This window comes from Rubritalea squalenifaciens DSM 18772, assembly GCF_900141815.1.
GTDB lineage: Bacteria > Verrucomicrobiota > Verrucomicrobiia > Verrucomicrobiales > Akkermansiaceae > Rubritalea > Rubritalea squalenifaciens.
Map to the genome: position 1 here is coordinate 664,428 of NZ_FQYR01000002.1, position 14,004 is coordinate 678,431.

The window sequence follows — 14,004 nt, forward strand, 5'->3', positions numbered from 1 at the left end:
TTTCGTAATCTAAATATTATATAAATACAAAAAGCATGATTATTTTCAATAGTTGGACTGTGAAGCTTGTGGCTTTCTTGTTGTTTTTGCAATTATCCGCAGTTGCGAATGATGTGAACCTTACACCAAAGAATGAATATCTTCTTCGTCAAAAGGACTTACATGAAAAATATCATAAGCATTTAATAATTGATGTGTATGATTCAGCTAACAACTATTTAACTGTTGTTTTTCTGAACGATAAATTCGTTTTTACGGAACTACGAGATGGTAAATTAAAAATATCTGGATCAGTTGAATGCTCGATGTCTAATGATTTGCAAAATTTGATTTTACAGTCAGACGGTATCTTTAGTTTGAGTGAAAAAGATAAAGAAATCATGGATCGTGGAAGAGACGGTATTGGCATTACAATTAGGCGTGGCAATAATAGTGCCTTTTATTGGAGTCCTTACTATCTTTATCTAGTTAGTAAAAATGAAAAGTTTAAGGATGCTTGGACAGATATAGATATTAGTGTGATGGCTAGATTTAATTTTGAATTAGCCAAATTTTTCCCAATCCTTTCTCAGAATATATCTAGTTGTCTTAATAAAACTTATAAAGTAAATTGGAATTTTGAAAAGGAAGGCAAACCTCAGCCATAAAAAAATGAACAGGCGCGACCAACCAATGCACGTTGTATGCCAACTGCATTGGTAATGGTGAAGTTCGTCCAGCTTCTCGGCTATAAATGTTACGCACCGATTTGAGACCGTATGATATTGCCGAATTGATGTCGTAGGATTTTTGTTGGTTTCTCAGCTTCATGTAACACATTAAAAGGACAGCAACTGTATTAATATGCTGTTAGAACATTTTCTGTTTCGGAGGCATGAATATGCCTCCGGAGCTGGGAGTTCAGGTGGGTGAGGAGCTTGCGCATGACGGCGGTGATGGCGACCTTGAAGGGCTTTCCTGCCGCTCTCAATCGCTGGTAAAAATCCCTGAGAACAGGGTTGTGCCGCGTTCCAACCAAAGCCGCCATGTAGAGAGCGTTCCTGGCTGACTTGCGGCATCCCGCAATCGAGCGCTTGCCCCGCAGTGTACCGCTGTCCCGGTTGAAGGGCGCAAGTCCTGCCAGGGAGGTTACCTGTTTGTTGGATAGTGTTCCCAGTTCAGGCAAGGCGGTGATGATGGCAATCGCTGTGCGCTTAGCTGTTACGCACCGATTTGAGACCGTATGATCTTGTCGAATTGATGTCGTAGGATTTTTGTTGGATTACCACGTTTTCATCAGAATTTGGTTCCAGAAGCATCATACTCCGTGAGGAGGTATGATGCTTTTTGCGTCCAGGCGATGGGGCTCTGCCCCAGACCCCGGGATTTTCCGAGGCATGGCACAGGCTCTCGATGAGCCGTTTTTTATGATGCGGAAGGCCGCACCCACTGTGTGTTGTTGGATGCGGCCCTGTTTTTACGACGCTATCGGTCGCCCGTGCTTCCGGTTATCCCTTGGCCTGGATGCGTCCCCGCAGAGCCAGCCTCCGTTTAGCCGAAAATCTATGATGTGGATTGTGCTAGAGCTTGTGCTTTTCCTTGTTGGTCATCGCTATGGGCTGGATGGGTTCGAGCTGCTGGTTGTGACGCCAGTGGGGCTGCATGAGCACTGCGTTAACTGTTACGCACCGATTTGAGACCGTATGATCTTGCCGAATTGATGTCGTAGGAATTTTGTTGGATTACCACGTTTTCATCAGAATTTGATTCCAGAAGCATCATGCTCCGTGAGGAGATGTGATGCTTTTTGCGTTCAGGCGATGTACAATAAAAGGACATTTTAAGAGAAGAGAATGCTTGCTGAGAGCCGGTTTCGTGTTAGATGCTAGGGGTGTCGCATGCCTGAAATTGTCAGTCTTTTTATTAGCGATAATGAATATGACTCTGTTCCGTGCAAAAAAAATAAATGAACTTACTTCGAATAATTATTATCTGGGCAATGCTTTATGTATTGGGCAATGCAGAGAAGCAAACTGTCTTTAAATTGAAAGAGTATTGTGGACAGTCGGTAGAGCGATTTGACGATGATTATTACTATCTTGATTTAACCAAGATGGTCAAAGTTGAGGGTCTTACAACTGAGGCCAAACCAACTAGTGAAGGGCCGCTGCTTCCAACAATTTTCTTTTTCATAGCTGAGATTGACGACAGTGGATCGGATTACCTATGTGAAATGTATGTTTTGTCAGGGCGGATCAGGGTAATACAGAAAATGGAGGAGAGAAAAAGTGGGGTGCTAAAGTTAAAAATAGAAGACTATTTAAAAAGTAACAAGTGGTATCGAAGTGGAAAACTCTATGAGAAGCTACTCAAAACTGCAGAGAAGGATTTCCCAGAATCAATTAAGCTACATAAAAAATTTATAGATCTTCAGAAAGCTTCGCGACAAGATAGTAAATCTCAACCATAGCGATCCTAACAGAAATTGTGACGGATTTGGATATGAACAAGTGCAACCAACCAATGCACGTTGTGCTTTAAGTTTATTGTTAGATGTGTTTTTCATCCAGCTTCACGGTTAAGATCTCAGTGATTTTCTGGTGGACGACTGAGTGCGAATGGAGAGAGTGTCAGTAAGTGTTTTTCATTTGTTAGATCATGATGAAGAAAATTAAAACAGGTATAGATGTGTGTTTATCGCTGATGTCTTGCATGGTCTACGTCTATGTCTGGTATATAGCCGAAAGATTCGAAAAAGTGGCGGCGCAACAAGGATGGGCTGGCATGTCGTTCGCAAAGGTGAACGAGTTGATTTTCTTTCACAGCGAGTGGCTGATTGCACTATTTATCCTGCTTCAAATTGGGTACGTGCTGATGGATTGGAGGTGCGGAAAATCCATCAATCATTCACGGGTGATGTGGCTTCCGGTGTTTTTAGGGGTTTGGGTTTCGTTGGCATACATACTGGAGAGTCTGAGAATGATTCCTGCGTCCATCTAGGAGACGAACCCTCGCTTGTGACTATGGCGTAGGCGTGCGAACTAATCTACTTCTGACTACATACCCAAGCAGCTCAATAATGAATCTTCAGACTAAGTTCTTTTGGATATCTTTGATTGTGAGAAACATTTGTCCCTCGTGGAACTCAATAAATCCGTATTTGGAATAAAAGGCACGTGCTTGGTCGTGTAATGAATCAACAGCAACAGCCCAGGCTCCGATAGAATCTGTGATTTGTAAGGATTTATGACAGGCACTAATGAGGAGTAGCTCACCAAAGCCGTTGCCTTTGTAGGCTTGTGATACTGCAAGTCGGCCCAACAAAATCATGGGAACTTGAGGGTAACGTGGAAGCTTCTTTTTAAAGTCTTCTGGGATAGCCTCTAGCTCAATTGATAGAGTGGAAAGGGTGTAGTAGCCGAGAATTTGAGATTGTTCCTGTTCGTGTAAAATGAAGCAACTCGCTACTTTATTACGCAGATCTTGGGAAACTTGGCTGCGTATGTAGGCGTCCAACAATGGCTCACCACAAGTAAAGCCCTTACGATCAAAGCTTTTATTGAAAGGACTGATTGAAAGCATTTACTGGATACCTGAATCTTTGTAACGCTTAGCCGCAGATTTGAGTGCTGGAATGTCACGTGCATCACCCATGAGAGCATCCACGAGCTTTTCGCTATCACTGCGATTGAGCTTCCATATTTGGTCACGCTGTAAAGTTTTCTTAACGCAAGCACCCAAGTTCCGGACTAGATAGTCAGTTAGACTGAGTCCTTCCATTTCAGCAGCTAAAATGAGTTCTTGCTTAAATTCTGGTGCCACTCGGGCCTGAATATTTGCAGTTGCGGTAGCCATGGTTTGATCTCCTTATGGGGTTAAATGTATTGCAATGTGCACTACAAATCAACTGTTTTGTATCACGGCAGCCATGGTTGTAGAGGTGAAGATACCGAGAACTTTCCGCATTCTGTCTGCCTGCGCAAATGATCTTGACGATGGGGAGGGGGGAAGGGGATGCTCAGGCATGACCGCGACGGAACCTGTAATCGAATATTTGCGCCAATTGGAGCGCCAGGGGAAGACGCATGTCCACCTCGATGAACAGGCGCGCCTGATCCTGAGGGAGTTTTACAAACGTGCTGCCGGGATTAGCAGCCAGCCAGCGGCTCCGGCGAGCCCGGTACAAGAGGCGCCAACGGCACCAACAGCCAGCGCTGCCTCGCAGCCAAGCCCGTCCGTGCTGCGCGAAGAGCCGGCACCTCAGGCCAGAGCCATCGAGCCGGTGACTCAATTACGGGTCGAGGGCGTGACGGCCGCGGAGAAGATTGCTGGTCTCAAAGCCCAGGCTGCCGCCTGGAAGCCAGCCAAGGACCTGGGTACACTGCGTGAGAAGATGGTCTTCTCCTGTGGCCATCCTGAGGCAGAGATCATGTTCGTGGGGGAAGCTCCAGGCTATCATGAGGAGCAGAAAGGCGAGCCCTTCGTGGGACCAGCCGGGCAGAAGCTCGACGGCATACTCAAGGCGATGGGCCTTAGCCGCCGGGAGGTTTATATTTCCAATATCGTCAAATGGCGTCCCAAGATGCAGAACCAGACCACCAACAACCGCAAGCCCAGTGCTGAGGAAATGGCCTGCAGTCTGGGCTTCGTGAAGGCGGAGATCAGCGTCGTGGAGCCCAAGGTGATCATCGCACTGGGAGCAAGCGCTGCGGAAGGCTTGCTAGGCCGTAAAGAGCCCGTGGCCAATTTGCGGGAGAAATTCCACGCTGTGGAGGGCGTGCCGGTACGCGTGACCTACCACCCCAGCTACCTGCTGCACAACGAGCAGACCGAGGAAAAGCGCAAGGTCTGGGAAGACATGCTCGCCGTCATGGATTACCTCGGCATGCCGATCAATGAGAAGCAGCGCGGCTTCTTCCTGCCGAAAGGCCAGTCATGACCTAAGTCAATTCTACAGATGGGAAAGACAATCCAGCTTCCCCAAACGAAAAAGCGCCCCCGTCTGGTGGCGCTTTTTGCGTAAAGATTGTCGGTCTATTCCCGATTACTGGAGGAAAGAGGCGGTGAAGCGGCCATAGTAGACGGTCCACAGGGCCAGTGCTCCCAAAGCGATGATGATGATCCAGTTCAGGGACTCTGGAAGTACTTTTCTCTTCACGAGTACCAGTGCTCCGCCGAGAGCGAGCCATACGCCGAGTTTGACGAATACCCACGGGCGGAAGTCGGATCCGACCATACCCATGCCGGTGATCAAGACGATCAGTAGACCGAGGCCGTGAGCGATAGCGGCTCCCTTGTTCCAGGACTTGAGACCATAGGCAAAGCCCATGAACAGGAGAATGATTCCCACTACGTGAACGATAGTGAAAATGCTCTTGAGCTGGAATGACATCTCAGCGAGGACTGGCAGCTGAGCAAATTCTGATAATGTCGACATGCCGGAATCTTTCCTACAACCGGAATTATTGCAAGTTTTATAGCTGATCGGCAAAGGGATCGGTGTGGACCGGGTGGTCGTCCTCTTCATCTGGTAGATCCGGGAAGTTGCCGGCGGATTCATGGATGCGGTCCTCGGCGGTTTCCTGCTGGCTGGCGAAGCCGATGTGGACGAGGGCGTCCCCTTCATCGGCCACACCCTCATTGGTACGGCCTATCAGGATGCCATCATAGGAAGCGATGATCGGGATCTCTGTGTCCCCAAAGGGATCTGCCATGAAGCCTAGCGTGTCTCCTTGGTTCACAGCTCTGCCAAGCTGGACCAGAGGGGTGAAGATGCCGCCCATCGGGGCACGTTCCCAGAGGCTCTTCTTGCAGACCACTGGCTGGAGCTTGAAGCGCTTGGTGGAGGATTTGGAAATCATGCCCAGCTCGCGCATGACCGAGCGGATACCGCGCAGGGCAAAGCGGATGGATGGGGTGTCCAGCCTGAGCGCCTCTCCACTCTCGTAAAGTAGGACGGGAATGCCACGCTTGCTGCAGGCATGACGAAAGGAACCTTCACGGATGGAGGCAATCAGCAGGACGGGAGGAGAAAAGATCTTGGCCAGTCTGTTCGCTTCCTTGTCTCCGGGGGAGACGCGAAGCTGCGGCAGGTTGGCGCGGTTAACTGTCCCGGTGTGCAGGTCGATGACCAGATCCACATGGGGAAGAATGTATTCACACAGTGTGTGAGCCAGGCGGGCACCCAGTGAGCCGGATGGGGCGCCGGGAAACAGCCGGTTCAGATCCCGCCGGTCTGGCATGTAGCGTGAGCGGTTCGAGTAGGCCGGGGCATTGATCACCGGAATGGTGATCAGCGTGCCACTCATGCGCTTGATGAACTTTTCCTTCATCAGGCGGCGCACGATCTCCGTTCCGTTGACTTCGTCCCCATGGATACCTGCGGTGACGAGCAGGGTAGGGCCAGGCTTTTTGCTGACCCGGACATGAGCCTTGAGGTGGACGGTCTCGTAGCTGCTATAGGTGCCGTAGGGGATGGCTACGGTAGCCTGCTCCCCTGGATTAATCGTGGTGCCAGCAATGGTGATGGCTCCATGACGGTAGCGGATTTCGGAGTCTGAGCTCACGGCGATGATGCTGCGGGGTTGGACCGCTTGTTTGGCGGACTAGCCTTTGCCCTTGGTTCTGGTACTGGAGCTTTTGGCGTTCTTTTCGATAAAGCTGATGATCGTGCCGGCCACGTCCTTGCCAGTGGCTTTTTCAATGCCTTCCAGACCTGGGGAGGAGTTTACCTCCATGATGACGGGGCCGTGGTTGGAGCGCAGCAGGTCAACACCGGCTACATTGAGACCCATGATCTTGGCGGCACGTACGGCGGTGGAGCGCTCTTCCGGAGTGATGCGTACCACCTGGGCTGAGCCACCGCGGTGAAGGTTGGAGCGGAATTCGCCCTCCTTACCCTGGCGTTTCATGGCGGCAACGACCTTGCCACCGACGACCAGGCAGCGGATGTCTGCCCCGCCGGCTTCCTTGATAAATTCCTGTACCATGATGTCTGCGTCCAAGCCGCGGAAAGCCTCGATAACGGACTCGGCCGCTTTGTTGGTCTCGGCTAGTACCACGCCTACGCCCTGAGTTCCCTCGAGAAGCTTGATAACCACTGGGGCTCCGCCGCAGATCTTGATCAGCTCGGATGTGGCCTTGGTGTCGTTGGCAAAGGCGGTCACTGGCAGGCCTACACCACGGCGGGCAAGCAGCTGCAGGGAGCGCAGCTTGTCACGGGAGCGGGAAATGGCCACGGACTCATTGACGGAGAAAACATTCATCATCTCAAACTGACGTACCACGGCAGTACCGAAGGTCGTGTTGGAGGCGCCGATACGCGGGATAATCGCGTCATAACCAGAGAGTTCCTCCTCACCGAGGTAGATAGTGGGGCGGTGGGACGCGATATTCATGTAGCAGCGCAGGTAGTCGATGACCTTGACTTCGTGGCCGCGCCTAAGCGCAGCTTCGTAGAGGCTGTTAGTTGAGTAGAGTCGCTTGTTCCGTGAGAGGATGGCAATTTTCATAGTACTATATCCAGTCGTGGGCCAAGGTATGGGTGGGTGCAAGAAAAATCCAGTAAACTCATTGCTTGGTTTTTCTGGAAATTTTTTCAAATCAAGGTTAGCAAGTATCTCAATCAATGAAGCGCGGGGGCGCAGTTTACTAGAAAGAGAATGCAGGATATTTGGTTATGGCTGGGGATTGGGTTTTGTTTGACCCAGTCGGCAATGTTTTCGGGATTGAATTTGGCCTTGTTCTCACTGGGCCGCATGAGACTGGAGGCCGAGGCAGAAAAGGGCCGGGATTCGGCCAAAAAGATACTCAAGCTGCGCCAGGATTCCAACCTGCTGCTGTGCACCATCCTCTGGGGTAACGTGTCCGTGAACGTCTTGCTGGCCTTGCTGAGTGAAAGCGTGCTGGCCGGTGTCTACGGCTTCGTCTTCTCCACCGTGGGTATTACCTTCTTCGGTGAGATTATTCCCCAAGCCTATTTCTCAAGAAATGCCCTGCGTATCGGGGCCAAGTTAACGCCGGTGATCCGGTTTTATCAGATCTTGCTCTACGTGGTCGCCAAGCCCTGTGCGCTCATTCTAGACGGCTGGATCGGGCCGGAGGGCCCTACTTTCTACCGTGAGCGTGATATCGAAATCATTCTGGAGAAACACATTCGCGAGGTAGACAGTGAAATCAGTGCCAACGAAGGACGCGGGGCGCTTAACTTCCTCGCCCTGGATGACATCAAGGTCGCCGAGCACGGAAATGAGATCAAGCCGAGCACCATCATGCAAATGCCATCCCGCATGGATCTGCCGGAATTTCCAGACTTTGAGAGCCCGGAAGGTCAGGAACTCTTGGATCAGTTGAGACAGAATCCAGCCAAATGGAGGATTCTGGTGGATGCAGAGGATCACCCTCTCATCGTGCTGGATACTCCCGAGTTCCTCTCACGTTACTATGCCTATGAGGGCAATGTGGATCCGTATCGCTTCTGTCACCGCCCTATTTTGATCACCGACCCGAACAAAACCTTGGACAGCGTGTTAGGTAGGTTCGTGGTGGAGGCAGACGATCACAACGACCACGTGGTGGACCAGGATGTAGTGCTCTACTGGACTGAGGACAACAAGCGCATCATCACGGGTGCGGATATCTTTGGCCACTTGCTCAGGGGGATTGCCAAGCGCGTGCCGATGGACCCCTCCGATCGTGAGGAGGAAAGTGGTAAGGTGCCCGCCGCAAACTGATTCGGCCTTGTGTCTGCACAGTTAGGCCGATAAAACAAAAGCATGCCTCAGAAGAATTATGTCTCTGGATTGAAGCGTTTCGTCACTAGCAGAGGTCTGGCTGGAAGGCGCAAGGTGGCGATGCCTCCTGGCTACCTGGAATACACCGGAGACAAGACGGAGCAACCGGTCCGCATTGAGGTCGTCAATTTCAGCGAGCATAGCTTTGAAGTCAAAGAGGCAAGCTCTATTGAGGAATGCCTGCAGTTAGAGGATCGTAAAAACCCCACCTGGGTCAGAGTCATCGGTCTTCATGATGTCGAGAAACTCTCTCGTCTGATGGATGAGCATGAGATTCACCCGCTGATCCAGGAAGATGTGCTCAACCAAAGGCACCGGCCCAAGGTGGAAACCTGGGAGGACTCGATCGTGGTCATCCAGAAGTTGATCGACCCGCCAGCGAGCAAGGAGCAGCCATTCCACGTGGAGAACATCACCTGCCTGCTGATGGAGGACCTCTTGATCACCTTCCAGGAGACGGATCACCAGGTATTTAATCCAGTGCTCAAGCGCCTGAAGTCTGGCAAGGGGAGAATCCGCAAGTCAGGCTGCGATTACCTCCTCTGGGCTTTGCTAGATGCCGTGACGGATCATTACTTTCTCGCTCTCGACCAATTGGAGGAGGATGTCAGTAGGCTCGATGAGCGTCTACAAGCGGACATCACCGCAGTAAACCCGCAGGAGATCTACGGGATCAAGCGCGAGATCACTTTGCTCAACCGGATGCTCAGGCCGTCACGCGAGGTCGTTGCCAAGCTGGATAAATCCGAGTCCAAGCTCATGACAGATACCGTGACTCCCTTCATGCGCGACTTGTACGACCATACCATCCATGTCATCGAGACCACCGAGCATTTGAGGGATCTATCATCATCTCTGCGGGACTTCTATCTGAGCTCGGTGAGCAACCGGATGAATGAGATCATGAAGGTGCTTACCTGCTTTGCTACCATCTTCTTGCCGCTCTCCTTCCTCGCTGGCGTGTACGGGATGAATTTCGATGACATGCCCGAGCTGCACTGGAAGTGGGCCTACCCGATGCTCTGGGGAGCTTTCCTGACCACCTTCCTGGGAATGCTCTGGTACTTCCGCAGGAAGAAGTGGATCTGAGCCAATAAAAAACCAAGTGAGGCCGGAGCCTGCACTTGGTTGTCATAAAATTCAGTAGCAGCGGAGCTTACTCAGCTTTTTTTGCGGCTGCCTTCTCCAGGTCCGCACGCTTGAGTGGGGCCTTGATGTCCTTGGCTGCCTCTCGGTACTTCTTGGCATCTTCTGCAGTGACCTTCTTCTCATTCTTGTTACCGAATGAATTGCGGACGTAGTTGATCACGTCAGCAAGCTTCTGGTCGTCTGCATAGGCGGCTTCGAGTGGAGCCATGACCATCATGTATTTCTGGTCTTCCTTGTGGATACCTTTGAGGATGATTTTCGCCAGTAGTTCCGGGTTGCCGTTGACCAGCTTGGAGCCGGCAAGTGAAGGAGCCATGGTATTCGGGCCAGCCTTCATGCCCTTACCGTCAGCGCCGTGGCAAGCCATGCAGGTCTGGTAAGCTGTCTGGCCGTCGTTAGCCTGGAGAGAGAAAGGGGCTGCAAGAACTGCAGCAAACAAAACTAGTTTTTTCATACTACGGATACAGTGCTTCAGGTTCACTCGTAAATCAATGAGAAATGCCCGTATGACCTATTTCGTGTTAGAGCTCCTTAATGTAAATGTTTGCGAACTCTAACTCGCTACCATGGTGCTGGAGGGCGATGCGGCCTTTTTCAGGGACACCTGGAAGCTGGGCGTTTTCGATCACGGTCTTGCCGTTGAGATTCACGGTGAGGCGGTCGCCCTTCAGGGTGATGATCATGCGGTTCCATTCACCGACCGGGTTGTCTGCTTTCACTTTGGGGGTGAGTGCGGCACGGACTTCCTGTGGGTGGTTCTTGTTGGTGCGGTAGCCGTAGACTTCACCGGAGCCACCGGGCCAGTTCCAGATGTTTACCTGGGAACGGTTGTTGCCGCGCAGGTAGATGCCTGAGTCGAGTTCGTCCACCAGGACAAGGATTGGCTTGCCATTTTCATCCAGCTTGGTCTCGCCGGTAGCTGGGTCGAGCAGTGGGCGCTTCAGTTGCTTGCTGGCAGGGCCTGCCCAGCGCCAGTCAACGTAGAGAACCAGGTCGCCAAACTCTTTTTCGGACCAGAGATTCTTCTCTTTGGAGCGTGATTTGCCATCATAGTGGATGACTTCGCCCATCGGCTTCCAGTGCTCCAGATCGCCAGCACCGTGGATCCAGCCAGTGAGGTCCTTGCCATTGTAGAGCTTGATAAAGCCGGAACCCTCGGCCGTGACCTCTTCCGCAGGAGCTGCCGGCTTAGGTGTCTCTTTGACGATCTCGTCGATGGTGATGTTCTTGTAGGATACACGATCACCGTGGCCGCAGAAGGTGATGTGGCCGGAGCGGCGTTTGACTCCCTGGTGCTTAGGATGAGCCTTGGAAAGCTCTGCGAGGTTGGCTTCGTTGATGACGGTGCCGTTGAGTTCAACAGTGACCTTGTCACCATTGACGGTGATCTTCTCGTGGTTCCATTCGCCCACTGGCTTGAGGAAGCCTTTTTTCGCGGCATTCAGGGTGTAGAGTGATCCGTGGAACTGATAGTCCTTGAGCTTCTCGTATTTTTTGGCGGTGTTATCCAGTACCTGGATTTCCATGCCTGTGTAGGCTGGGTTGCCATTTCCGGGGTAATGGATGCCCACTCCGTTGTTGCCAGCAGGAGGAAGCTTGAAATCAAATTCCAGCACGTAGTTGCTGTACTGCTTCTCGGTCATTAGGTTGCGCCCTTTCGGGGTGCAGACGATGGCGTCGTCGATAATTTCATAGCCGCTGCCCACCCAGCCGGTGAGGTCCTTGCCGTTGAATAGTGGGGTGGGGTCTGCGTGCGCTACCGCAGCAGCCGTGAGTAGAAGAGTGATGTTTCGAATCATGTGTAGATCTGGTTCTGGATTACTTACGGTAAGATTCCACAATTCTTGCTGACCTGACACGAAAAACCCGCCAGCACTCCTGCTGGCGGGTCACACGCATAAATGAGGACATTCCCTCACAAGAAGGGGTGTTCACACAATGTACCCACAAAATCTATCGGCGGCGGCGGAGCAGCAGAGCTACACCGGCAAGGCCAAAGAGTGAAGTGGAGCTTGGCTCTGGTACGGCGGTGGTAGTCACATCGATCGAGATGTTGTCCACACCGTTGGAAACGGTTGATCCGTGGTAGCCTGTGAGCTCAAGGCTATCGAAGGCAAACTGAGTGCCTGTGATGGTTCCGCTCACAACTGATCCTCCGTTTGCTTGAACATCTACAAAGGTGTCTGTGCCATTAGAGGTAAAGACTGCTGTCAGAAGCATGGAGCCTGTAGCACCCGAATTAGAGTATGTTGTTGAGCCTGCAGTGATCCCTGAGTGTGCCCCATAGGAGCCGTTAATCCTCTTACCTAAGAAAACGGAGTTTCCACCGACAGAGTCTACCAAGTTGATACCAATTCCTCGGCCTGCTTGTGTCTCATTCACAATAAGGTCGAAACTGATGGTCAAGGTTGTGCTTGTATCGACTGTATAGCCAGTCGCGAAGTCACGGCTTTGAACTGTGACGGTTCCATTACCGCCTCCATTATAGATGGCACTTCCACTGGATACGTTAAAGAGACGTGTGCCTGTGCTATTACCAGCATCCCAAGCTCCGCTGAAGCCTGTGCCGCCGTTGAGTGTGGCAACAGGGCCATCTGCATAGTCGAAGTTTTCTTGGACTACGATCGCAGCCTGGCTGCTAGCAGCGAGAGCTGCAAATGTGAGAGTTAGTAAGGTTGTTTTCTTCATGAGTAGTGAGGTTGGGGTTGAGTTAGGGTAGTTCAGTTTGTTCTTGTGTACTTTCAGGATCGTAAAGTCCTGATATCAAATTGGATAGTATCAGTGGGCGGGGCTTTGTCGTTGCAATCTTCCGTTTAGAATTTAATGATATGCGCAAGAGGTTTGATGTGTTTGTGATATGACGCATAAAATTTGTTCATTTGAGTCTTGATTCCCGAGAAGTAGTTTTGCCATAGCTAGTACATGAAAAGCCCCTTAAAAGAGAATGCCTTGGAGATCGGAGTGGTGATGGACTTCCCAGACCCAGATGTAGTGGCAGGTGTTCGCAGTTACTGCGATGAGAACGGGATCGCCGTAGATGCTCGCTGGTCGGTCCGCGGGGACTGGGTGGTCAAAGATCCGGGCTGGGATGGGGTGATCTATAAAATCGCCAGTTACACGGCGGATGATCTCAAGGAGCGTGTCAGCGCTTGGCCAATGAAGAAGGTCAGTCTATTGCCTGATGGTGAGATTGACTTGGTCAGTCACGATTACTATCTGGCCGGCGGCATGGCGGCCGATGAGTTCATGGCCTCAGGTGTGCAGCGTGTGCTGGTGCTCAATTTTTCATCAGCCTTCGTTGATAATTACTATAGCAAGGGCTGCATGGATCAGCTGTATCGCGTGGGGGCTTCTCCGAAGATGCTCGATACTGAGGAGCTTGAGGCCTATGGGGTAAGTGGAGTTGTAAGTTTGGTGCTGAAGGAAATAAAGAAAGAGAGCTTTCCGCTTGGTCTTTGCTGTGCTCATGCAGGGATCATGATGAGTGTGGAAAAGGCCTTGTTAGCTGAAGGTTACCGAATCCCTGAAGATGTACAGGCTGTGGTCCTAGACAAAGATATTCAGGAGACCTCAGCCCTGAGTCCCGTTCCTATGACTGGGATTGTGTTAGATAGTTGGATGCAAGGTTATGTGGCAGCAGAGATGCTGCACAAGAGACTTGCCGGAGAGGAAGTTAAATCGAATCAAGTCTACATCACTCCCAAAGGGATCAAGCGTAGGGAAAGCACCGGCCATCTCTCAGAGAATGACCCTGTCATGGCGAAGGCCTTGAGCTTCATACGTGCTAATTATACGCGAGCTATCGGAGTGAGTGATGTGGTAGAGGCTGTTGGAGCCTCAAGGCGTGTGGTGGAAATGCGCTTCAGGGAAATTCTGGACCGAGGCATTGGTGAGGAAATTAATCGTCTCAGAATGGAGGCAGCCAAGCGCATGCTCAAAGAGAAAAAATACAAGGTAGCCGAAATCGCCGATATGGCAGGCTTCAGTTCCTTGCATTATTTCTCTGCGGCATTCAAAAGGCAGTTCGGTTGTTCACCCAGGGCGTACCAGACTAGACAAGGTGGATCCTCTGGTTTCTAACATA

Annotated in this window: 15 protein-coding genes and 1 pseudogene; 7 read left to right on the top strand and 9 right to left on the bottom strand. The window is 51.2% G+C overall.

What is annotated here, in order from left to right; all coding sequences use genetic code 11:
* The first annotated feature begins 35 nt into the window (after positions 1-35).
* Positions 36-647 carry a hypothetical protein gene (locus tag BUB27_RS03125; protein ID WP_143158079.1) on the top strand — a complete coding sequence of 204 codons (612 nt, stop codon included), beginning with the start codon at positions 36-38 and terminating at the stop codon, positions 645-647.
* A 191-nt stretch (positions 648-838) separates the two neighbouring features.
* Here the strand turns inward: BUB27_RS03125 and BUB27_RS03130 are convergent.
* Positions 839-1,192 (bottom strand): annotated as a pseudogene (locus BUB27_RS03130) (transposase); the annotation flags it as partial.
* 753 nt (positions 1,193-1,945) lie between these two features.
* Here BUB27_RS03130 and BUB27_RS03135 point away from each other — a divergent pair.
* Positions 1,946-2,449 (top strand): hypothetical protein, encoded by a 504-nt coding sequence (locus tag BUB27_RS03135; RefSeq protein ID WP_143158081.1) that lies wholly within the window; start codon positions 1,946-1,948, stop codon positions 2,447-2,449.
* Positions 2,450-2,637: 188 nt separating this feature from the next.
* Entirely contained in the window at positions 2,638-2,979 is a 342-nt protein-coding gene (locus BUB27_RS03140; protein WP_143158082.1) for a hypothetical protein, read from the top strand.
* 87 nt (positions 2,980-3,066) lie between these two features.
* Here the strand turns inward: BUB27_RS03140 and BUB27_RS03145 are convergent, their stop codons facing one another.
* Entirely contained in the window at positions 3,067-3,561 is a 495-nt protein-coding gene (locus tag BUB27_RS03145) for a GNAT family N-acetyltransferase (protein ID WP_143158083.1), read from the bottom strand.
* Positions 3,562-3,834, bottom strand: a complete 273-nt coding sequence (locus BUB27_RS03150) for a type II toxin-antitoxin system TacA family antitoxin (RefSeq protein ID WP_143158084.1) — start codon at positions 3,832-3,834, stop codon at positions 3,562-3,564. It abuts the gene before it with no gap.
* Between the two features lie 169 nt (positions 3,835-4,003).
* On the opposite strand from BUB27_RS03150, the gene BUB27_RS03155 reads away from it, so the two are divergent.
* Positions 4,004-4,918, top strand: coding sequence for a uracil-DNA glycosylase (locus BUB27_RS03155; protein ID WP_143158085.1), 915 nt, complete (start codon positions 4,004-4,006; stop codon positions 4,916-4,918).
* A 105-nt stretch (positions 4,919-5,023) separates the two neighbouring features.
* On the opposite strand, the gene BUB27_RS03160 is transcribed toward BUB27_RS03155, so the two are convergent.
* From BUB27_RS03160 to rimK, 3 genes are read right to left on the bottom strand one after another with little or no spacing between them, the layout of a single operon-like run.
* Positions 5,024-5,416 (bottom strand): hypothetical protein, encoded by a 393-nt coding sequence (locus BUB27_RS03160; protein WP_143158086.1) that lies wholly within the window; start codon positions 5,414-5,416, stop codon positions 5,024-5,026.
* Between the two features lie 37 nt (positions 5,417-5,453).
* Positions 5,454-6,545 carry a succinylglutamate desuccinylase/aspartoacylase family protein gene (locus BUB27_RS03165; protein ID WP_159434770.1) on the bottom strand — a complete coding sequence of 364 codons (1,092 nt, stop codon included), beginning with the start codon at positions 6,543-6,545 and terminating at the stop codon, positions 5,454-5,456.
* Positions 6,546-6,584: 39 nt separating this feature from the next.
* Positions 6,585-7,490: a 30S ribosomal protein S6--L-glutamate ligase gene (rimK, locus tag BUB27_RS03170; RefSeq protein WP_143158088.1), complete on the bottom strand. Its 906-nt coding sequence runs from the start codon at positions 7,488-7,490 to the stop codon at positions 6,585-6,587.
* A 150-nt stretch (positions 7,491-7,640) separates the two neighbouring features.
* Between rimK and BUB27_RS03175 the strand changes: the two genes are divergently transcribed.
* A complete protein-coding gene (locus BUB27_RS03175) occupies positions 7,641-8,711 on the top strand; it encodes a DUF21 domain-containing protein (RefSeq protein WP_143158089.1) in 1,071 nt (356 codons plus the stop codon).
* A gap of 42 nt (positions 8,712-8,753) precedes the next feature.
* The gene (corA, locus tag BUB27_RS03180) at positions 8,754-9,860 is read left to right on the top strand and encodes a magnesium/cobalt transporter CorA (protein WP_143158090.1); all 1,107 of its coding nucleotides are present in this window, start codon (positions 8,754-8,756) and stop codon (positions 9,858-9,860) included.
* 67 nt (positions 9,861-9,927) lie between these two features.
* Here corA and BUB27_RS03185 read toward each other — a convergent pair whose 3' ends face one another.
* From BUB27_RS03185 to BUB27_RS03195, 3 genes are all read right to left on the bottom strand, one after another.
* Positions 9,928-10,374: a c-type cytochrome gene (locus tag BUB27_RS03185; protein ID WP_143158091.1), complete on the bottom strand. Its 447-nt coding sequence runs from the start codon at positions 10,372-10,374 to the stop codon at positions 9,928-9,930.
* A 67-nt stretch (positions 10,375-10,441) separates the two neighbouring features.
* Positions 10,442-11,719 carry a 3-keto-disaccharide hydrolase gene (locus tag BUB27_RS03190; RefSeq protein ID WP_143158092.1) on the bottom strand — a complete coding sequence of 426 codons (1,278 nt, stop codon included), beginning with the start codon at positions 11,717-11,719 and terminating at the stop codon, positions 10,442-10,444.
* Between the two features lie 154 nt (positions 11,720-11,873).
* Positions 11,874-12,608 carry a PEP-CTERM sorting domain-containing protein gene (locus BUB27_RS03195; RefSeq protein WP_143158093.1) on the bottom strand — a complete coding sequence of 245 codons (735 nt, stop codon included), beginning with the start codon at positions 12,606-12,608 and terminating at the stop codon, positions 11,874-11,876.
* 234 nt (positions 12,609-12,842) lie between these two features.
* Between BUB27_RS03195 and BUB27_RS03200 the strand changes: the two genes are divergently transcribed.
* Positions 12,843-14,000: a helix-turn-helix domain-containing protein gene (locus BUB27_RS03200; protein WP_143158094.1), complete on the top strand. Its 1,158-nt coding sequence runs from the start codon at positions 12,843-12,845 to the stop codon at positions 13,998-14,000.
* Positions 14,001-14,004 lie beyond the last annotated feature (4 nt).